Here is a 20,808-nt window from a genome sequence, read left to right on the forward strand (position 1 = left end):
ACAACCAAAACCCCGGCAAGTCTCTTAAAGAGGAGCCGGGGTTTTGATTGTAAAGCCGTTTCGCATTTTTATAAAGTGGTCAGCTTGTATGTTGTGCTAAAAGTTCTGGCCTCTCCACGGGACAGGGTAATCAGCCCCGTTTTATTATTAAACGCATCCGGGACAGAAGACAGGTTTTCTACTGCAATACTGGTTCTTGAAGGAGGGGTATAAATCTGCAGGTAAGGATAGCTGTCATCCGGGTAGATGCCCAGTTGAATACCTGCCGCTTCGTCTTTGATTTCAAAAGCGGGCAGATCACCTTCATATTTCTCTCTGTTTAAGGTAAAACAGTTGTCCAGTTCCGTATCCCCGAATATTTTAAACTGATTGAAACTATTATAAAGGCTGGTTTTGCCATTTGGCAAAAGCGCTTCATCGAACTCCACCAGTTCCTTAGAATCAAACCTTACGGCTGCGGTATTGATCGTGGCTCCTAATGTAAAGTAAGGATGCCAACCGTCACTGATCGGCATATTACCGGTACCGGCATTGGTTACATGGGTCGTCAGTTGCAGGTCACCCTTTTCCCCTAGTTTATAGAGCACTTCTATGTCAAAGGCAAAAGGAAAGCCCTGGCTGGAATCTCTATAGGTATAGATTAAAGACAAGGTCGCTTTATGTTCATCCACATGGGTGGCGGATACCTTAAACGGGGCGTCATATAAAAGACCGTGGATAGCGCTGTCGCCCATATAGAACTTATCTATCTTATAATCCTTGCCCTCAAAACTATACTGTCCTTTGTGGAGGCGGCAGACAAAAGGGCTCAGCTTGGCACTGTGAAAACCGTTGGTGATATTTTGCTTTGCATCCTGAACGCCGGTAAATCCGTCAATCACGTTAATGGTCTCACCGGACTGAGTCCTGGTGGCAAACTGATTTAGCAGGGCGCCAAAGGTCAGAATCTCCACAAAGGTTCCCGACCGGGTATCTTTTAAAATATAGCTGTCATGACCCTCGCTGGGGATAATTTCAAATCTCATATTGGATATTTGTTTAATTAGGAAGGTAAGTAAGATTCGTTGATTACTAGCCTTTTAAGGCATCTGTAATGGTTTTTTGGATTTCCTGCATTTCTGATTCTGCCAGCTGGAGTTTGCCTCTGGTAAAATTGGTGTCATCCATTTCGTTAATAGGCAGCAGGTGCAGGTGTGCATGCGGCACTTCCAGCCCGACAACGGATAAGGCACATCTTTTACAATGCATGGTTTTTTCCAGTGCTTTTGCAATGGGCTTTGCAAAAATGAGGATCCGGCTGAGATAGGTGTCGTCCAGATCAAAGACCTTATCCACTTCCACCTTGGGAATAACCAGCACATGGCCTTTTACCAGGGGGGCAATATCTAAAAACGCAAAGAAATAATCATCTTCGGCAATCTTATAAGAAGGGATCTCGCCTGCAATGATCTTAGAAAATATAGTCATCTTTTAATGATTGATCGGTATTAAATTAAAAATCTATAAATAGGCAGGGAAAGATACTTAAAAACAAGTTCTTTCCGGATAAATAGCTGCTAAAACCTTCCTAAGGCTGTTATAACAGGTATTCTCCTACAATAGGAATCCTTCTGCCCACGCCAAAGGCCTTGGGAGAAACCCTAATAATCGGGCAAAACTGATTACGCTTATATTCATTGCGGTTCACCATTTTTAAAGTCTGGTCTACCAGGGCGTCATCCGCTCCCGGTATCTGAATGGTTTTAATTTCAGTGGGGCCCTGTCGGCGTTCAATGTATTGATATAAAATCTGGTCCAGGACCGTATAGTCAGGCAGCGAGTCGCTGTCTTTCTGGCCGGGACGCAGTTCGGCGCTGGGTGCTTTATCCAGAATATTTTGCGGGATGATTTCCTTTTCCCGGTTGATATACCTGGCCAGGGCATATACCTGTAGTTTATAACAGTCCCCCAGGACGCCAAGGCCTCCGGCCATGTCTCCATACAGCGTGCCGTAGCCCGTGGCCAGCTCGCTTTTGTTAGAGGTGTTCAATAAGATATAACCCAGTTTATTGGCAATGCCCATGAGTAAATTACCGCGGGTGCGGCTCTGCATGTTTTCCTCAGCCACGCTAAAGGGCAGATCTCCGAATATGGGTTGAAGCTCCGTTAAAAAGGCTTCATATATTTTATCTATATGGATGATATCGTAGGGGCCATTTAGGTTCTGACTCAGCTTTACGGCGTCATCCACGGAGTGCTCAGTTGAATAGGGGGAGGGCATAAGGACGCTGCGGACATGCTGCGCTCCCAGGGCTGCGCTGGCCAGGGCAATGGTGACAGCCGAGTCAATACCGCCAGAAGAGCCGATAATGGCTTTACTGAAGCCCATTTTAGCAAAATAGTCTTTAATCCCCATCACCAGCGCCTGATATATCTGGCTGATATTCAGTTCCGGTTCCAGTGTCAGGGGATTGATCTCATGTAAAGGCAGCCGGTCAGCAGTCTCCTGTACAGGGCCAACAATCTGGTTATCCGGCAAAATAGTCGTGCCTTCCAAGGCTTCTTGAAACAAGGGCAGTTTTTTTACCATGTTACCCTCGGCGTCAAAAACAAAGGATCCTCCATCAAAGACAATTTCGGTTTGTGAGCCTACCGCATTGCAATAAAAGACCGGTATCCTGTATTTTATGGCATTGGCTCTTATAATGGCCTGTCTGTCCTCATCATGTGTATAATCAAAGGGAGAGGCAGACAGGTTCACCATGAAGTCCGGATGTTGCTCTGTTAAAATATCCATCGGACAGATACGGTACAGTGGATTGTCGCCCAGGTTCCAGATGTCCTCACAGATGGTGACGGCAATTTTTTTGCCCTTAAACTGCATTACCTCATGGGTCGTAGCCTGCTCAAAATAGCGGTTCTCATCAAATACGTCATAGGTTGGCAGCAGCGTTTTATGCTGCACCGCCTGTATTTTTTTGTCATATAACAAATAGGCCGCATTAAATAATCTTTTGCCGGTCGGGTCAGGATTTCTGGCGGGAGCGCCGATGAGTACGCCGATAGTATCCGCCTGAAGGGCGATGGTTGCAAGGGCCGCCTCTGATTTTAAAATAAAGTCCTCAAATTCCAGAAAATCTCTGGGCGGATATCCCGTGATGGCCAGTTCGCTAAAAACAATCAGATCTGCCTGCTTTTTTTTTGCTGCCTGAATAGCTTCAATGATTTTGGCAGTATTAGCGGTAAAGTTACCGATGTGATAATTTTGCTGCGCAATAAATATCTGCATATAATCCCTTATTTCATGAAAGTTTAATGACTAAGAGGCTACTATTGAAATAGCCCTCTGAATAAGACAGCCCACTGCAAAAGAGGCTGGTCTGTCCGGCCGTGAAATTACGAACTAATAGCCAACAAATAGTCACTGCTGCTTTTAGGTCATATTATTTGTTGCCCAGTAAGATAGTCGAAATATTGTAATTGTTGCCGTTTCATATGTCCCATTTCATATTCCATTTTGTCTGGTTGGCAAAACTTATTACCCAGGAACTTTTCCGCTTTGGCTTCTTCTTTTTTGAGATAGAATGCGGTATAGATTTTTTTAACACAATCACTTTTTGCAACCGGAATTAGAAAATCGGCATTTTTATTTGGCCCTGTAATAATAAACTCCTCAACAAAGGAGTTTAGCAAACTTGAAATGTCTTCCAGGGACATTAGGTTCATTAAGCGAATGTTTTTAAGTTGCCTAAGTTTAGAAAGGTCAGGCAATATTTTGATTTGTTTCTCGTCCTCAATTTTAAGTTTTACTAACCCTGTCAGCGATGATATCGCATTTATATCTGCAAGTTGTTTTACCCAAAGAATGTCAAGCTCTTCAAGGTTTTTGAGTTGACTGATCGTGCTTATATTTTTTGAAGTCCCGAAACCAATGTATAACCGCCTTAGATGCTGTAGGGTATTAAGAAAAGGAAGCTTGTCAATGGCATAACCGGTCAAAGATAATGCTGTCAGTTTAGGCAGGCGGGTAATACACGCTAATCCTGTTGGGTGTCTGACAACAGATAAATGATTCAGATTGTGAAGTTGCCCAATTAAATCAATAGAGACCTTCTTGTCTTTGAATTCTCCAAGGTGTAAATCTTCTAAAGCGTCTGCCAGGGGTAGCAATGGTTGTAGGTTGGTAACACCGGGCAGATGAATTCTAATTGCTTTAATTCCTTTATAAAATTGTAGAAAAGTTAAATCATAGTTTGTATCCGGTTTCCAAGTTGCTCCCCAGCGGCTACCAGCGGTTGAAAGTTCGATTCCATCAATTTTATGAAATGCAAGTTTTTCGGCAATCTCAAAGTGTTGCTGGTCGGTTAAGTTGTCTGCTATTTTGGTTAAGGTAATGGGTTTCATTTTATTACGTCCTTTTTGCTTCGGCAATCCTTACGGGTTTGCAGAGAACGAAAATATCACTAATTAGGGGGACAAGTAATGAATATCACAGTATTAAATCATTAAGCGCGCAAAATTTCTTTCATATCTCAGTCCCAAACCAAACGAGTCTAACTTAATATTAAGTTGAAAAACCAGGAAATTTTAAAATAAGGACAATAGCAATATTGCACTGATTACCCGTGGTTATCATCAACAGGGCAGGATTCAAACTGGTCGACCAGATGCTTGCTGCCGATAAAAATAGGTGTGCGTTCGTGATAATCCGTCGGCTCGATTTCCATGATGCGTCTGGTGCCGTCTGTTGCCGACCCGCCGCAGAGTTCCGTTAAGAAGGCCATGGGATTGCACTCGTACATAAGTCTGAGCTTGCCTTGCGGTTTATTTTTTCTGGTAGGATATAAAAACATGCCGCCCTTTAAGAAAATACGGTGCATATCAGCGACCATGCAGCCGGCATTTTTATTGGCAAAGCGGCCGTCCAGATTATCTACCGGTTCGTTACAATAATCCAGAAATGTTCTGACTCTTTGGTCCACCCCGTGATAATACTTATAATCAAAATGGTAGGTTTTGCCATCCACAGGCATCTGCATATGAGGGTTACTCAGATAAAACTCGCCTACGCTGTTGTCCAGGGTAAAGCCATTGACGCTATGGCGGCGGGTACCATAGACAAACATCGTGGAGGAACCATATAAGACATAACCCGCTGCAAACTGATTGTCTCCCTTTTGCAGAAAATCTTCTTTGGTACAAGGTTCACCGAGCTTGGAAACCCTGCGGTAAATACTGAATATCGTACCGATGGGCGCATTGACGTCCGTGTTAGAAGAACCGTCCAGGGGATCCATTAATACAACATATTTGGACTGATTGTTTTTGGGATCATCAAAAACGATCATCTCTTCGTTTTCCTCAGAAACGATGCCTGCACAGTGAATGCCGTGGCGCAGGACATTGATAAACGTATTATTGGCCAGAGAATCGAGTTTCTGAACGGTCTCGCCCTGCACATTTACGGCGCCGCCGTCTTCTCCCAGGATATCAGCAATGGCAGCTTTATTAACCTGAACATTTACCATTTTGGCAGCCAGACCAATCCCTCTGAGCAGCCCGGAAAGCTCGCCTGTGGCCTGCGGATAAAGGCGTAATTGCTGGATGGTAAATTCATCTAATGTAATCATGGCGGAATATTTTTATAGATATATTGAATGCGGTTATATGGGGAGCAAAGCTAAAATTATGTTAGCATACTAAAAAATGAAATCTATGAAAATTTTGCATAAAATTCATGAAAATAATTGAAATTCAAATTATTATAATCAGATAACTGGCTAAAATTTGCGAACATTCAGGGTAATTTTAAATGTAAATGAATCTTAAATATTTGATAAGCATTTACATTGAAGCTATCCGTTGCGGGCATGATAAAACCTTACATGCCGCTAGTGTCACAGGGGCTGCTTTCTTATCTTTGCCTAAATTATTTTATCCGCTGCGGGGCTAGACTAATACCGCAGGCTAAAAATGCCTTTTAAACATGTCCATTACTTATCCGGATCATCCAAATGAGCCCATCCGTCTGAGGCCCACATATAGCGTTACAGCAGATTATATTTTTGATGGCTACCGGTTATGGCCGGAGGCTGTATTAAATATAGGAGACCGGGATCAGGTGCTGTCCTTGGTAACAGATCCGGATGCTAATACAAAACAAAAGGCAACTTCTTATCAGGGCATTATCACCCCCGGGTTTATCAATGCTCACTGCCATCTGGAGCTAAGTCACTTAAAAGGAGCCATCGAAAAAGGGACGGGGCTTCCCGGCTTTGCCGGCAAAGTCATGCAGTTAAGACGTTATGACAAAAACGTCATCCTACGGCAGATCGCTGCGGCTGACAGGGCTATGTGGGAAAACGGCATCCAGGCCGTGGGCGATATCTGCAATACAACGGATAGTCTGGCAGAGAAAAACAGCACTAAGATTCGTTACCGGAACTTTATCGAATGCCTGGGTTTTCTGCCTGAGCAGGCGGAGGCCCGCTTTAATTATGCTCATCAGGTCTGGATGTCCTTTTATCAGCAAAACAAAGCCAGTAGTCTGGTTCCCCATGCCCCTTATTCCGTCTCTAAGCCCCTGTTTGAGAAAATATGCGCTGCCTTATCTGAAAACGCCGGCGAAAAAAACAGGGTGCTGTCCATGCACAACCAGGAATCCGAGGCAGAAAACGCCTTTTTTGTTTCAAAAACAGGTGATTTTATGCCGTTTTATCAGAATCTGGGGGCAGATATTTCTTTTTTTACACCCTCAGGCAAATCCAGCCTGCTAACGGTGCTGCCGGAGCTGGCAGTGCCTGGTAGCCAGGTGCTCCTGGTCCACAACACGTTTACGCAAAAAGAAGATGTAGCGGCTATAAAAGAGCAGGGAGTAGGCACGGGGCAGGATTTCTATTTTGTGTTATGTCCGGGCGCCAATTTATATATTGAAGGACGCCTGCCGGATATACCCTTATTGCTTCAATCGGGTATCCCTCTTACTTTAGGTACAGACAGCCTGGGTAGCAATGATCAGCTTTCCATAGCCGCTGAATTACAGCATATTAAAATGGCCTATCCGGAGATCCCCAATGAAACCCTGCTGGGCTGGGCCACCCTTAACGGTGCCCGGGCGCTTGGGTTTGATCAGCAATTAGGCAGCTTTGAACCGGGAAAAAGCCCGGGAATACTGCTGCTGGATCAGCAGCTGGCATTCATCAAAAGAATATTGTAATATATTACTCATGCCACCATCGCCCCTTTTTGGTCGATACCATGTCCCTACTGGTAGAGTTTCACAGTTCCAGCCAAGCAAGATGGCATAATTTTCCTGTAATGTTTCGTGCCTGCCGGTCCGAGGCAGGTTTTAACAGGATAATTTATGAAAAAGCGTATTATTTTAGGGTTGCCGACCATTTATGGGCTGGGCAGTCTCCTAAAGGAAAACCTGGAATATCTGGGATTTGAGGTAATCGATATTAGTTTTGATTATAAGGGGTTCCGGTATAAAAATCTCTCCCAGCGAATCTTTAATTTCTTCCATAAGGTATTTTTAAAAGACCGGTCTTATAAGGATAAGCTTCGGTTTGAAGCCCATCAGGCCGAGATAATGGAAAAGCTGGCGGATCTGAAACCAAAGGCCGATTATGCATTGATAATCAGACCGGATACTTATAGCAAAGCGGTTTTAGAAAGCATTAAAGAAAAAGCGGTCGTGATGGCCGGCTACCAGTGGGACGGGCTGGACAGATATCCCTGGGCGGAAAAACGAATACCCATGTTTGACCGGTTTTTCGTCTTTGATCCTATGGATGTCCAGGGAGGGGCGCCCGTCAGAAGATATTTAGGGAATTTTTATTTTACCCTGCCCCGGGTTTTTGAAACCCCGGTGACGCAAAAAGCAGGCGCTTATTTTGTCGGCGATTACAGCAGGGAAAGAGTGCAGTTTTTGCAATCGCTGCAGCCTTTACTTGCCGGGGCGAACATGCTCCCGGATTTTAATTTGTTTTCAGGGAAGAAGCGCCGGTTAAAACAGGCGGTTCCGGGATTAAAGCTCTCAGCTGCAGCCATTAGTTATGAGCAGAACCTGGAAAAAGTGAAAAAAGCGAGCGTCCTAATCGATATAACGGCGCCTTGTCACAAAGGTCTTTCGCTTAGATTTTTTGAGGCTATTTGTTATGAGAAAAAAATAATCACCAATAACAGCTCGGTAGCGTCTTATGATTTCTATCATCCCGATAATATCTTTATCTACGGGGTAGATGACTTAAGCGGGCTGACCCGGTTTTTGGAAAAACCCTATAAAGCGCTGCCTCAGGAAATCTCCAGAAAATATGCATTTACCAACTGGATCCGCTATGTACTGGATATGGCCCCCTACACCCCGATAAGTGCTCCTCAGTCAGCGGTCCTGTCCGCCTGCTCCGCTTTAAAAAGCGTTCATTTCAGTAGTAAGAAAGAGCTGGAGTGTCATGCGACCGGTAACCCCGTGGCCTCTGTACATCACGGATAATTGAGGGGGATAAGAAGCGTTGAGCCGGGCAGACCCCTATTTGTTACAGTGGCTGCCGGCTGCTATCCGTAACTATTTTTTTATATGCCTGCGAATAAAATCCAATAACAGCCCGGCTGCATGGTCAACGGACATCTGGGCGGTCCTTAGGTGAAGGTCCGGATCTTCAGGCGCGTCAAAGCGGTCACCGAGACCCGTGAGGTTATGCAACTTGTCCGGGTGATTTTGCGGCAGTAAGGCTCTTTTATACAAACCTTTGGTGTCTCTTTGAACGAGTACTTCTACCGGACAATCAATAAAGACGGTTTTAATGCCCGGATAACGGGCTTTCAGTTCACGCCTGATTTCCCGGAAAGGATGTATGGCACTGATGATGGCAATCTTGCCCTGCCTGGAATAATCATGGGCCAGCCGGGTAAGCCGGCGCAGATTCTCAGAGCGGTCCGCATAGGAAAACCCAAGGTCCTTGCAAAGCGTCTTTCTGTACTGGTCACCGTCAATGATAACGATATTAAGGTTTGCCTGTCCGCCCAGTTGCTGAACCTTAGAGGCCAGCGTTGTTTTGCCCGCACCGGAAAGCCCGCAGAGTTGAATAATCATGGCTGCTTATTTCAGATTTTTAGATGAGGACAGCTAGTCGCCGGAGCCTGACCTGCTTTGTATAAAGCCGGGTCCGCATTGCCGGTATTATGCAAAATAGTAGGGTCATGTTGATGTCCTAAGAGCAGATGTGCTGTCAATATGGCTAAAAATAGGCGTCCTTATTGAGACCCTTGCTTTAAAATCGACAAGCAGTGGCAAAAAAAAGATAGGCAGCAGTATTACCGGGTTTAGTGGTTACTGCTGCCTGTCTGTTATGAAAGGTAAAGTTCTGTTTAGTCAAATAAGCTGTCTAGCAGCGGATCGGTATAATCCTTTACCGTGACCAGCACATTATCCAGGTGGGCAAAATCCTCCGCTTCATGGAAGGTGGTAATCACCACGGCTTTCATGCCGCCCCGCATTGCGGCTTCAACCCCTTTAGGAGAATCCTCAAAAACCACGCAGTTTTCCGGAGCCACTTTTAACTGGGCAGCGGCTGTTAAGAAAACCTCTGGGTCAGGCTTACTGGTGGTGACATCCTCCGCTCCGACAATTACCGGAAACAAAGAATGCAGCTGCAGGCCGTCCAGGACATAGTCTACATTGGTCTTCGGAGCGGCCGTTCCGATGGCAAGGCCGATACCTGCTGCTTTTGCTTTTTGCAAAAAGGCTCCCAGGCCGTTTATCAGTTTTAAATACGGTCTGAAGACCTCCTGATACGCCTTTTCTTTATTCAGAATAATCTCCCGAAGTTCTGCATCGGAAAATTTACCGGCCCCGAAAATGCGGTCAAACATTTCTTCGGCCTTACCGTACATATGTAATTTAGTCTGTTCTAAGGTGAGTCCTGCTCCCAGATCGTTCAGCACTTTAAACCAAGCTCTGGTATGAAAATGCATGTCATCGATCATTGTTCCATTCATATCAAACAGGAAAGCCCTGTTTTTACTGTTTAAATCCATTACTATTCTATGCTTTGCTTTAATTTTTTACTTCTTTATGATAGGTGGTGAGCTGGCCGTCAGCCGCCGCGATAATCAGCGTCTGGGCACGGTCCACAAATAACCCGCATTCCACGACGCCGGGAATGAGATTGAGCTCGGTTTGCAGCTGGCCGGGATCCGTAATTTTTTTAAAATCACAGTCCAGAATATAATTGCCGTTATCGGTAATATAGGCAGCTCCTTGCTTTTCTCTTAAATGCGGGGTGCATCCCAGTCGGCTCAGATGATCAAATGTTCTTTGCCAGCCAAAAGGGATGACTTCTACGGGCAGAAAAAATTTACCCAGGGTCTCCACATATTTAGAGTCGTCGGCAATAATCACATAATGACCGGTCATATAAGCGATGATCTTTTCCCGGAGCAGCGCGCCGCCGCCGCCTTTGATGAGCTGAAGCGAATGATCCGCCTCATCGGCGCCGTCAATGGTGATATCCAGATAGGAAAGCTCTTCAAAGCCTGCCATGGGGATATTCAAGGAAGTCGCCAGCTCTTCACTCTGGACAGAGGTCGCGATGCAGGTAACCTTCAGGCCCTCATCCTTGACCCGCTGGCCAATTTTTTGGATGGCAAAATAGGCGGTAGATCCGGTTCCCAGACCGACTTTCATGCCGTCTTTTATCAGTGCAACGGCCGCTTCGGCAGCCAACTGTTTAGCATTCATGATTTTAGATTATTACCAGGTAGCAATAACGGTGACACCGCCCTGAACTGCCTGGCCAAGTTCAACATTCACTTTCGTGCCCAAAGGTAAAAGCAAATCCACCCGGCTTCCAAATTTTATAAAGCCCAGTTCCTCATTTTGTTTCACACTTTCTCCCGTCTTGGCATAGTTAACGATCCTTCTGGCCAGGGCGCCGGCAATTTGTTTGACCAGGATCTCTCCTTTGCCGGGACGTTTGATGACAATGGAATGCCTTTCATTGTCCGTAGAGCTTTTTGGATGCCAGGCTACCAGGTATTTACCTTTATGATACTGGTTATACACCACTTCCCCGTCTATTGGATAACGGTTGACGTGGACATTGGCAGGGCTCATAAAAATGCTGATCTGCAGCCGTTTACCTTTAAAATATTCCGGGTCCTCCGCTTCTTCGATGACCACGACCTTACCATCAGCAGGCGCAATAATTTTATGCTCTCCATAGCTCATGTTGCGTTCCGGGATCCTGAAAAATGAAACAATAAAAAGAAACAGAATAATCAGTATGACGAGGATAATCAGATAGATCCAGCCATATACCGGCATCAGAAAATAATTGGCAATCAGAGAGGCTACCGCGACTACGATTGCGGCCAGTACAATGGATGCAGTTCCTTCTTTATGTATGGTCATAGGAGGAGGGTTCGTTTAAAGTTTTAATGATATCGGTTTATGTACCCTGTTTCAGGTTTTGTGAAGCCGCAAAGATACAACCCAAACGGCGATTATCCGAAACGGGACCAGGGACATTCCCGGTTTATCACCCGTTTTAAGGGGTATTTTGTTAAATACTTGTTTAATTATTGCGGTTGTCTGCCCCGGCTTTTTAAATCAGGCCTAGCCTGGGCCAGCAGGTGACGATGGCCACCACAAAGGGAGTGGCCAGAATCAGGGAATCAAAACGGTCCAGAAAGCCGCCGTGACCGGGCATAAAGTTCCCGCTGTCCTTAACCCCTGCCATCCTTTTAAGCTTGCTTTCCAGCAAATCCCCTAAGGTGCCAATGACGGCCGTCACCGCCGAAACGATTAAAAACATAAGCCATAATTCTTTTTCCACAAAGTAGTAGCCGATAGCGGTGATGACGATTATGCAGATCAGGCTGCCGCCTATGGTGCCTTCCAGGGTCTTATTGGGCGATATGCTGGAAAAAGGCGTTTTGCCGATCAGAGAACCCACGACATACTGCATGGTATCATTGGTCCAGACCGAGCCCACCATGGTAAGCGCTATGACCCAGCCGAGGGGATAGTCCAGAAAGTCGCAAAAACGCAGGTGAATCATCAGCCCCCAGCTTAAAGAGATATATACAAGTCCCAGTACAGCTCCTTTGGCCGTGACTTTTTGCAAGGCACCTGCCCTGATCCATAAGGAGATAAACTTCACTGTGCCTATAATCATAATCAGCGCCCCGATATAATATAGCTCGACCCCAAACAGGGCATAATGATGGGGCAGACAGAAAATCAGAAAGCCGGAGCCTATCAGCCGGGGCAGGCTCGTCATTCTGGGGTCAGCCTTGCCATAATCCGGGTATATTTTTTTCAGCAACTGGTCAAATTCCGTCCAGCAGCCCCAGTGGATGATAAAAAACAGCAGGGCAAAGGTCCATTGATTAATCAGAAGGCCGGACAGCATGACAACGACAAAGATGACAGCTGTTAGAGCCCTGGTTTTAAATACTTGTTGATTAAGTGCCATGAATATCAGGAGTAAAAAGGTTTAGGCGGCTGCTCATCCAGACTGCTTTTGGCAGAAGGGGGCGTAGCCAGCGCTTTTTGTCTAAAATAATAAAACAGGGGGATCAGCGTGATGAGGCCTACCCAGGCCAGCCAGGCGGACGACTGTGTCTTAAGCGCCGAAGCGGCGTCTCCGCTTGTCATGGCTTTATAAAACATAACCGTGATAATCAGTCCGTTGTTTATAAAATGGATGACCATGTTCAAAAAGATATTACGGCCGTAATAATAGACATAGCCCAGGACCATGCCTATGAAAATCCGGGGTAAAAAGCCAAAATAGGAGCCGTGTACGGCGCTAAAGATAATGGAGGTAATCAATATGGCTAAAAAAGGCTTTTTGATCCAGCTGAGCATGACCTGCTGCAGGCAGCCCCTGAATAGCAGCTCCTCAAACATGGCAGGAAGTAAGGCTATGAGAAACAGGGACTTGAGAAAGCCGCCCCAGGAGTTCAGCTCCAGCATATAGAGCATCTGGGTCTCATAGGTCTGTTCCATCCGGGTAAACTTCTCTTTCACGGCGCCGGATATCGGAATATGTTCATTCAGCCAGGTGAATATATCTGCCGCCGGGATCGTGGCAAAGGCAATGAGCAGCATGAGTATCCAGAGTAGCAGCGGTCTTTTATTGTTAAATTTAAAATAGTCTTTGCCGGGTCTTATAATCAGCTTGAACAGGAAGGCCGGTCCGGCAAACATGCAAAACGTGCTGATAATCTGGATCCAGCGCGCTAAAGAGGCCATATCCGGATCCCCTTTGGTGATCCCTTCCAGCGAAGCGCCCGGGGTGGCTAAAATCATGACCACGCTTATCAGGCCGCTCAGCAGCAGCCCAAAACAGACCAGGCCCAGTAAAATAAAGAATTGTCCGGTCGGGCTTATACGGATTTTAGAGGCGGGAAGGCTGGTCATCCTGTTGCGGTTTATGGTAATAAAAGATATTGCACGTATTTTTGCAGCGAATATACGGCCAATATCCAAAAAGGGGCCTGGCCTTATATTGATAATTTGATTATGATAAAAATTGGTTCAATAGAATTACCGGATTTTCCGATGCTGCTGGCTCCTATGGAGGATGTCAGTGATCCGCCGTTTCGCTCCGTGTGTAAGGTCAATGGCGCAGATCTGATGTATACGGAGTTTATCAGCAGTGAAGGGCTGATCCGTGATGCCATTAAAAGCAGAAGAAAACTGGATATCTATGAAGAGGAGCGCCCCATCGGCATCCAGATCTTCGGAGGGGATGAGGAAGCGATGGGCATGAGTGCCGCTATTGTGGACACCGTAGGACCGGACCTGCTGGATATCAACTTTGGCTGTCCTGTTAAAAAGGTGGTGACCAAGGGCGCCGGCGCCGGCGTGTTAAAGGATGTGGATCTGATGGTCCGGCTCACTGAATCCTGTATTAAAAACACCCACCTTCCGGTAACCGTTAAGACCCGCCTGGGATGGGATGATAACAGCAAGAACATAGAAGAGGTAGCAGAAAGGCTGCAGGATATTGGTATTGCGGCACTCTCCATACATGGCAGAACACGCTGTCAGATGTATAAGGGTGAGGCCAACTGGGAACTAATCGGTAAAATAAAGGATAATCCCCGGATCAAAATACCCATTTTTGGCAATGGCGATATCGATTCTCCGGAAAAGGCCCTGGAATATAAAAACCGCTACGGCGTAGATGGTATCATGATCGGAAGAGCGGCCATCGGCTATCCCTGGATCTTTAACGAGATCAAGCATTTTCTGGCTACCGGTGAGCACCTGCCTTTGCCTACGGTGGAGCAGCGGGTGGCAGTCATCCGCCAGCATCTAAAATATTCTCTGGCCTGGAAGGGCCCTGTTGTAGGGATCAGAGAAATGCGCAGACATTATACCAATTACCTGAAAGGCTTTCCTAATATCAAGGAGTTCAAGAGCCGTCTGGTTCGACTGGACACCTATGAAGAAATTGATGAAGTGCTTTGCGAAGTGCTCAGCTATTATGCAGGGTTTGTCGCAGAGAAAAAACTATGGACCTTTGCGGAAGGCGCGCCTAACTGCGAGACGGCCAAATAGCGAAGGCATGTAAAAGTCCTGACAGCAACCCGTCCGCACAACTGTCCACAAACCAGCCGGCACAACAAAAGATGCCGGCTGGTTTGTTTTTAGGCACTGCGCTGTCCATAAAGGGGTCTCGCCCTAGTGGCCCGGCAAAAAAAAATCCGCTCCTATCGCCCAGGGCGAAGAAGCGGATACCTACTATGACTGATGAAAGAAGAAAAGATTAATCAAGACCCGTCAGATCCTGTCCCCATTTTTTATTGGGTTTGGCGCCCATGACAAATTCCAGGGTGGCACCGTTTTCTATATCGCTGTGCAGGATATAAGGCTTGTTATAAGATTTACCATTGAGTTTTACTGACTGGATATATACATTTTGTTCGGATACGTTTTTAGCCGTCATTTTAAAGACCCTGCCATTATCCAGCCGGATGGTGGCCGAAGAGAGTATGGGCGATCCGATCTCATATTTTCCGCTGGCCGGGTTCACCGGGTAGAAGCCCATGGCGCTGAATATATACCAGCTGGACATCTGACCGCAATCCTCGTTGCCGGAGTAACCGGAAAAAGAGTTATTGTATAATTCCCGAAGCACTTTCGCTACATAGTACTGCGTTTTCCAGGGCTGTCCGACATAATCGTACAGATAGGTAACGTGATGGCTCGGCTCATTGCCGTGGGCATACTGACCGATAAAGCCAGACGCGTTGCCGTTGACTTCCTTAGGCAGATCCTTTAGGGTAAAGAACGTATCCAGCTTTGCACTAAAGCCGGCCTTGCCGCCTTCCAGGGCGATTAAACCCTGCACATCCTGGGGAACATACCACAGGTACTGCCAGCCGTTGCCTTCGGTAAAAGGATTGCCGCCGTTGCCGCCATAGGCTAAAGGATTAAAATCCGGAAGCCAGTTGCCTTTGTCGTCCCTGGCCTGGAAAAAGCCGGTGTTTTTATTAAACAGGTTTTTATAATAACCGGATCTGTTTAAAAAGTACTGGTAGTCTTCATCCTTGCCGAGTTTTTTGGCCAGCATGGCTACGCACCAGTCGTCATAGGCCATCTCCAGTGTAATAGAGACAGATTGAGACTGCTTGTTTTCCGGCATATAATGATACTGATCCCAGAGGTTAAAAGGCGATCCGGGATGACTGGTGACAGAGGATTGTTTAACGGCTTCGTAGGCTTTTTCAACATCAATGCCCTGGATCCCTTTAAATATCGCGTCCACAATGACCGGGATGGCATGGTTGCCGATCATGCAATAGTTTTCTTCACCCCAGAGCTGCCAGATGGGCAGATAGCCGAAGGTTTCGTATTGGCGGATCATGCTGCGGATAAATGCCGCATCTTTTTTGGGTTTTAACAGGGTGTATAAGGGATGGGCTGCCCGGTAAGTATCCCATAAGGAGAAGGTGGAGTAATGCGTCTTATCCGGCGCATTTTTAATGGTATAATCAGTGGCCATATAATCCCCGTTGACATCGGCCAGATTATTGGGCTGCGTATAGGCATGATACAGTCCTGTATAGAAAATCTCTTTTTGTTCTTTTGTACCCTCAATGGTGATATTACTGAGCTGCTCTTGCCATTTAGCCTTGGCCTCTTGTCTGATCTGGTCAAAACTTTTCTGGCCGACTTCCGCTTCCAGGTTGGCTTTGGCGCCGCTTGGGCTGACCTCAGACAGACCCACCCGGACCAACACCGGCTTGCCGTTACCCGTGTTAAAGTTCAGTACGGCTCTTACATTCGTGCCATTGACGATTTTTTCGTTGGCATACATACTGCCGCCGTTAAACAGTTCACTAGAGATAATCGGTTCAGAGAATGTTGCATAAAAATAAACTTTACGCAGCTGTGCCCAGCCGGTGAGTACCCGGTAGCCTTCTACCGTGTAGGGGTCAATCTGGCGGATCTCAGCGTCTATGACCTTACAGGACCAATAAGGCCTTTTTTTGTTCAGGGTATGATTCAGATCGATGACGATATGTGCCTGGTCTGTTTTAGGAAAGCGGTAGCGGTGATAGCCGGCATGTTCAGTGGCGGTCAGCTCGGCGTTAATATCATAATCCAATAGCTTCACCTGGTAGTAACCTACCTCTGCTGATTCCTGATCGTGGGAGAAACGGCTGCGGTAGCCGCTGCCGGGCGTTTCGGCCTTACCGGGTACAGACTGGATTTTACCGGTTGTCGGCATCAGCATTACATCAAACAGGTCGGATACGCCGGTGCCGCTTAAATGGGTGTGACTGAACCCAACGATGGTTTTATCGTTATAATCATAACCGGAGGCGGGATTATCGGGGCCGTCCTCGGTATCAGGGCTTAACTGTACAAAACCAAAAGGCAGTGTTGCTCCCGGAAAATTGCTCCCCGAAAGGCTGGAGGCGTCAATGGCCCCCGTGCCGATAAAAGGGTTGACATAACGGGTCAGATCACTTGAGGCCGGCTCTGTATTTTGTGCATGTGCACCCAGGCATAAAACGGTGGCCAGGGTGCACAGCATTACATATCTTTTTTTCACGTAAATATTTGCTTTATAATCAGAATATAGAAAATTACAATTATACAGCTACAACTTTACGCTAAATTGACTAGAAGGGCTATTAATCAATGTTCAATACTTCGTTAACGGATTATAACCCTTTTGTTTTTAACCCGATAGACAGCTACTCCGTTTTTTTGACATTAAAGACAAATCCAACGCCATAGACATTATCAATACTTACGGTATCGGAGTTTTGTAATAATTTTCTGAGCCGGGAAATAAATACATCCAGGCTTCTGCCCAAAAAATAATCATTTTCTCCCCAGAGCTGCAATAAAATCTCCTCTCTTTTAAGAACCCGGTTAGGATGCTTGCAGAGGTATTGCAGCAATTCGGCTTCTCTGACGGTCAGCGTAATGGGTTTGCCTCCTTTAATGGAGAGTCGTAACAGGTCCTTATGTAAAACAATATCTCCGATAGGAATATCATTTTTAGTCTCCGCAGCCTGTTGTTCCGGCGGTTGTTTGCGGCGGATGATATTTTTGATGCGCAGCACCAGCTCATCAATGTCAAAGGGCTTACTGATGTAATCGTCGGCGCCTAGTTTTAAACCTTTTAACCGGTCTTTTTTCTCATTGCGGGCGGTTAAAAAGAGGAAGGGAACCGATACGTTTTCTTTGATGATCAGCTCGGCCAGCTCAAATCCGTTCATTTCCGGGAGCTGAATATCAATGATCAGAATGTCAAAGAGTTGCTTTTTGGTCAGAAAAGTGCGGTAAGCATCTTTGCCGTTTAAGCACCAGTGTACTTCAAAGTTCATCGCCTCCAGGTATTGCTTGACGACGTTGCCCAGATCTTCCTGGTCCTCTACAAATAGAATTCTGTGTTTCATGTGTTCTTTATTTGTTACCCTTTGGGCATCATTATTATAAATTCAGTTCCCTCGCCTTCTTTGCTCTCCACGTCCAGGGTCCAGCCATGTGCCCGGACAGACTGGCGGACATAAAAAAGGCCGAGCCCGAGTCCGTTTACATCTTCGGTACTCTTGTTTTTACTCCGGTAGAATTTCTCAAAAATATGACGGATGGTCTTCTGGCTCATCCCGATTCCATTATCCGCAATAGATAACTGAATCATTTTTTTATCCTGCTGAGCGCGGATCCTGATTTTTTTTACCGGTGAACTATTGTACTTAATTGCGTTTTCAAACAGATTGAGCACCGTTGTGGTAAACCAGAATTTATCCAGTAATATCAGATAGTCATCCGGGATTTTGTCGAGCTTAATCTCTACATTCTTATTACCCAAAGTTAAGCGATAATCCAGTAATATCTCTTCCAGCAGGGTGCCCAGGTAATAACTTTCTTTTTTCAGGGTCGCGTTATTCATGACCGTAATATCCAGTACCTGACTGAAAATCGTCTTCAGCCGGCCGGTCTGCCGGCTGATAATATCGGTAAGGGGCGCTATATTCTCTTTCTTCTCAATGATTTTTTCATTCTGCAGGCTTTTGTTGGCCACCATAATGGTTGCCAGCGGCGTATGAAACTCATGGGTGATGCTGTTGACAAAATCGGATTTCATTTCCGCCAGTTTTTTCTGCCTGAGCCAGTTACGAAAGGTAAAGAAGTAGATAATCATAACGGCCAGCAAGGAGAAAAACGATAAGGCAAAAGTAGGCTTCATCAGGCTTAAAATAGCCCAGGCCCTGTTGGGAGAGTCTACATAAAGTTCAAAGGTGATCTGATAGCTATAGGCATTCGGAGCGCTGACGGTAAGGGAGGTCACCTGGTTTTGCATATTCAGCGTCTGAAGTCTGCCGTCAATTACGGCGCCTTCCGGGAGGATATAGCTGCTGTCTAGCAGGGGCAGCTGATGACCGCTTTGAAACAAAATGATATAGTTACTGCCGGAGAAAGTGATGCTCAGGGTCTTGATCAGCAGCCGGTACTGCAGATCATGCTTCAGATGGTTCTCTTTCAGGATTTTGGCAAATACATCATCCATCGGGCTGTTTGCCCGCAGCTCCCTGAATATACTGTCACAGACCAGCTGTCTTTGTAAGTTAAAGGCAGAAGGGTCCGTTTTATAGAGCCTTTCCAGTGGGTGCATATTGCGCAAAAGGAAGCTGTCAATGATTTTCTGCCCGCCCGGGTATACCTTATCATTACGGATGCTCTTGGTGTATACGGATTTAATCAGTTGTTTTTCCGTAGAAAAATAATGTTCATCTTTAAGTTTATAGGTGTTATATACCAGAAAAAACTGTACCCCAAGCAGGATCAGAAAGCTGAGAACCGCAATGATTTTATAAATAAGAATGGAGGTAGACTTCACTGAGAGACCCATTGGTTTCAAATTTAAAAGTAAAGTTCAGCGTTTTAAGGGAAAAATCATTAAAAATTCATTAACAATAGCAGCCTGTTCTGCATTGGAAGTCAGGGATAAGCCCTGGCCCGCAGTTTTTATTTTGACCATTTTTAAACAAAAAGTTATCGGTTTTTGGAATCTCGTGAATAATGTTAATATCGCAATGGTAATTACACGGACAAATGGACCCTGACTGTATTATTTATATTTAAAGGAATCACATAAAAATAGGTATTAAATCCAGGGCAGCCAGGAGTTGGATCTAGCTGCTACTATTTATAATTTTTCAAAATATGGTACGATCATCTTATCAGGTTAACACCCAAAGGCATATGCATGGCCACTTTAAAAAACCGTTACTATCCATAGCCGCCGGCCTTTTGCTGGCGGCTGTCACTCTAACCGGGGCGACAGCGCAGCTGATACCACAGGTGCATCCCGCTAAAGCCGGGTACAGCGGCAACCCTGTATTGCCGGGCTGGTATGCAGATCCGGAAGGTGTGGTGTATGGGAAGGATTATTGGATTTTCCCCACCTATAGCGCCAGGTATGAAGACCAGGTATTTTTTGATGCCTTCAGTTCACCGGATCTGGTGCATTGGACCCGGCATCACGGGGTACTGGATTCCAGTCAGGTGAAATGGGCCAAAAAAGCCATGTGGGCGCCTGCTGTGCTGGAAAAGCAGGGGAAGTATTATTTGTTTTTTGGGGCCAACGACGTGCATGAAGGAGAGATCGGCGGTATAGGTGTCGCCGTAGCGGACAAACCGCAAGGGCCTTATAAGGATCTTCTGGGTAAACCTTTGATCGGCCATATTAAAAACGGCGCACAGCCCATCGACCAATATGTCTTTCATGATACGGATGGCAGCTATTATATGTATTATGGAGGATGGGGACATTGCAATGTAGTAAAACTTAAAAATGATTTTACCGGTCTTTTGCCCCTGGAGGATGGCACCCTTTATAAAGAGGTAACCCCTGATGGCTATACGGAAGGACCTTTTATGTTTAAAAAAGGGGGTAAATACTATTTTATGTGGTCGGAAGGCGGCTGGGGCGGCCCGGATTACCGGGTAGCCTACGCCATAGCGGATAATCCACTCGGCCCCTTTAAACGCATCGGTACCATACTGGAACAGGACAGTGCGGTGGCTACGGGCGCCGGGCATCACAGCGTGATTAAAGTGCCGGGAGAGGACCGCTATTATATTGTCTATCACAGAAGGCCACTCGGAGAAACAAAAGCCAATAATCGGGCTACCTGTATAGATGAACTGCATTTTGACAAAGACGGCAAGATACTGCCGGTTAAAATGACTTTTGAAGGGGTCAAAGCCCACCGCATAAAAAAGGCGGCAAAAAATTAAAGTGGCAAAAACTTAAACGGGGCAGGTAATAAGAATCAGGCAAAATC

Annotated in this window: 18 protein-coding genes; 4 read left to right on the forward strand and 14 right to left on the reverse strand. The window is 46.0% G+C overall.

Going from position 1 to position 20,808, the window contains the following annotated elements; all coding sequences use genetic code 11:
- Nucleotides 1–68 precede the first annotated feature (68 nt).
- The 5 genes from BLU80_RS01340 to fbp all read right to left on the reverse strand — a co-directional run bounded on the left by BLU80_RS01340 (nt 69) and on the right by fbp (nt 5,609).
- A complete protein-coding gene (locus BLU80_RS01340; RefSeq protein ID WP_091392372.1) occupies nt 69–1,025 on the reverse strand; it encodes an aldose 1-epimerase in 957 nt (318 codons plus the stop codon).
- A gap of 46 nt (nt 1,026–1,071) precedes the next feature.
- Entirely contained in the window at nt 1,072–1,467 is a 396-nt protein-coding gene (locus BLU80_RS01345) for an HIT family protein (RefSeq protein WP_091392375.1), read from the reverse strand.
- Nucleotides 1,468–1,576: 109 nt separating this feature from the next.
- A complete protein-coding gene (locus BLU80_RS01350; RefSeq protein WP_091392377.1) occupies nt 1,577–3,268 on the reverse strand; it encodes an NAD+ synthase in 1,692 nt (563 codons plus the stop codon).
- Nucleotides 3,269–3,417: 149 nt separating this feature from the next.
- Nucleotides 3,418–4,383, reverse strand: coding sequence for a leucine-rich repeat domain-containing protein (locus BLU80_RS01355; RefSeq protein WP_139188061.1), 966 nt, complete (start codon nt 4,381–4,383; stop codon nt 3,418–3,420).
- A 215-nt stretch (nt 4,384–4,598) separates the two neighbouring features.
- Nucleotides 4,599–5,609: a class 1 fructose-bisphosphatase gene (gene fbp, locus BLU80_RS01360; protein WP_091392382.1), complete on the reverse strand. Its 1,011-nt coding sequence runs from the start codon at nt 5,607–5,609 to the stop codon at nt 4,599–4,601.
- A 356-nt stretch (nt 5,610–5,965) separates the two neighbouring features.
- On the opposite strand from fbp, the gene BLU80_RS01365 reads away from it, so the two are divergent.
- Both BLU80_RS01365 and BLU80_RS01370 read left to right on the forward strand, forming a co-directional pair.
- Nucleotides 5,966–7,195 carry an amidohydrolase family protein gene (locus BLU80_RS01365; protein WP_091392384.1) on the forward strand — a complete coding sequence of 410 codons (1,230 nt, stop codon included), beginning with the start codon at nt 5,966–5,968 and terminating at the stop codon, nt 7,193–7,195.
- 147 nt (nt 7,196–7,342) lie between these two features.
- Nucleotides 7,343–8,473 carry a WaaS/CpsH family glycosyltransferase gene (locus BLU80_RS01370; RefSeq protein WP_091392386.1) on the forward strand — a complete coding sequence of 377 codons (1,131 nt, stop codon included), beginning with the start codon at nt 7,343–7,345 and terminating at the stop codon, nt 8,471–8,473.
- A gap of 72 nt (nt 8,474–8,545) precedes the next feature.
- Here the strand turns inward: BLU80_RS01370 and cysC are convergent, their stop codons facing one another.
- The 6 genes from cysC to BLU80_RS01400 all read right to left on the reverse strand — a co-directional run bounded on the left by cysC (nt 8,546) and on the right by BLU80_RS01400 (nt 13,408).
- Nucleotides 8,546–9,073: an adenylyl-sulfate kinase gene (gene cysC / locus BLU80_RS01375; RefSeq protein WP_091392388.1), complete on the reverse strand. Its 528-nt coding sequence runs from the start codon at nt 9,071–9,073 to the stop codon at nt 8,546–8,548.
- A gap of 275 nt (nt 9,074–9,348) precedes the next feature.
- Complete coding sequence (locus tag BLU80_RS01380) at nt 9,349–10,017, reverse strand: HAD family hydrolase (RefSeq protein WP_091392390.1); 669 nt, start codon at nt 10,015–10,017, stop codon at nt 9,349–9,351.
- A 19-nt stretch (nt 10,018–10,036) separates the two neighbouring features.
- The gene (gene rpiA / locus BLU80_RS01385; RefSeq protein ID WP_091392392.1) at nt 10,037–10,720 is read right to left on the reverse strand and encodes a ribose-5-phosphate isomerase RpiA; all 684 of its coding nucleotides are present in this window, start codon (nt 10,718–10,720) and stop codon (nt 10,037–10,039) included.
- A 12-nt stretch (nt 10,721–10,732) separates the two neighbouring features.
- On the reverse strand, nt 10,733–11,392 hold the full coding sequence (locus tag BLU80_RS01390; RefSeq protein WP_091392394.1) for a phosphatidylserine decarboxylase family protein: 660 nt from the start codon (nt 11,390–11,392) through the stop codon (nt 10,733–10,735).
- Between the two features lie 193 nt (nt 11,393–11,585).
- The gene (locus BLU80_RS01395) at nt 11,586–12,458 is read right to left on the reverse strand and encodes a phosphatidate cytidylyltransferase (protein ID WP_091392396.1); all 873 of its coding nucleotides are present in this window, start codon (nt 12,456–12,458) and stop codon (nt 11,586–11,588) included.
- A gap of 5 nt (nt 12,459–12,463) precedes the next feature.
- The gene (locus BLU80_RS01400) at nt 12,464–13,408 is read right to left on the reverse strand and encodes a CPBP family intramembrane glutamic endopeptidase (protein WP_091392399.1); all 945 of its coding nucleotides are present in this window, start codon (nt 13,406–13,408) and stop codon (nt 12,464–12,466) included.
- Between the two features lie 102 nt (nt 13,409–13,510).
- Between BLU80_RS01400 and dusB the strand changes: the two genes are divergently transcribed.
- Nucleotides 13,511–14,554 carry a tRNA dihydrouridine synthase DusB gene (dusB, locus tag BLU80_RS01405; RefSeq protein ID WP_091392755.1) on the forward strand — a complete coding sequence of 348 codons (1,044 nt, stop codon included), beginning with the start codon at nt 13,511–13,513 and terminating at the stop codon, nt 14,552–14,554.
- A gap of 208 nt (nt 14,555–14,762) precedes the next feature.
- Here dusB and BLU80_RS01410 read toward each other — a convergent pair whose 3' ends face one another.
- The 3 genes from BLU80_RS01410 to BLU80_RS01420 form a co-directional block, all read right to left on the reverse strand.
- Complete coding sequence (locus tag BLU80_RS01410; protein ID WP_211481704.1) at nt 14,763–17,057, reverse strand: GH92 family glycosyl hydrolase; 2,295 nt, start codon at nt 17,055–17,057, stop codon at nt 14,763–14,765.
- Between the two features lie 145 nt (nt 17,058–17,202).
- Nucleotides 17,203–17,913: a response regulator transcription factor gene (locus BLU80_RS01415; RefSeq protein WP_091392404.1), complete on the reverse strand. Its 711-nt coding sequence runs from the start codon at nt 17,911–17,913 to the stop codon at nt 17,203–17,205.
- Between the two features lie 14 nt (nt 17,914–17,927).
- Complete coding sequence (locus BLU80_RS01420; RefSeq protein WP_091392406.1) at nt 17,928–19,370, reverse strand: sensor histidine kinase; 1,443 nt, start codon at nt 19,368–19,370, stop codon at nt 17,928–17,930.
- A 314-nt stretch (nt 19,371–19,684) separates the two neighbouring features.
- On the opposite strand from BLU80_RS01420, the gene BLU80_RS01425 reads away from it, so the two are divergent.
- Entirely contained in the window at nt 19,685–20,761 is a 1,077-nt protein-coding gene (locus BLU80_RS01425; RefSeq protein WP_244518650.1) for a glycoside hydrolase family 43 protein, read from the forward strand.
- Nucleotides 20,762–20,808 lie beyond the last annotated feature (47 nt).

It is taken from the genome of Arachidicoccus rhizosphaerae (genome assembly GCF_900107765.1).
Lineage (GTDB): Bacteria > Bacteroidota > Bacteroidia > Chitinophagales > Chitinophagaceae > Arachidicoccus > Arachidicoccus rhizosphaerae.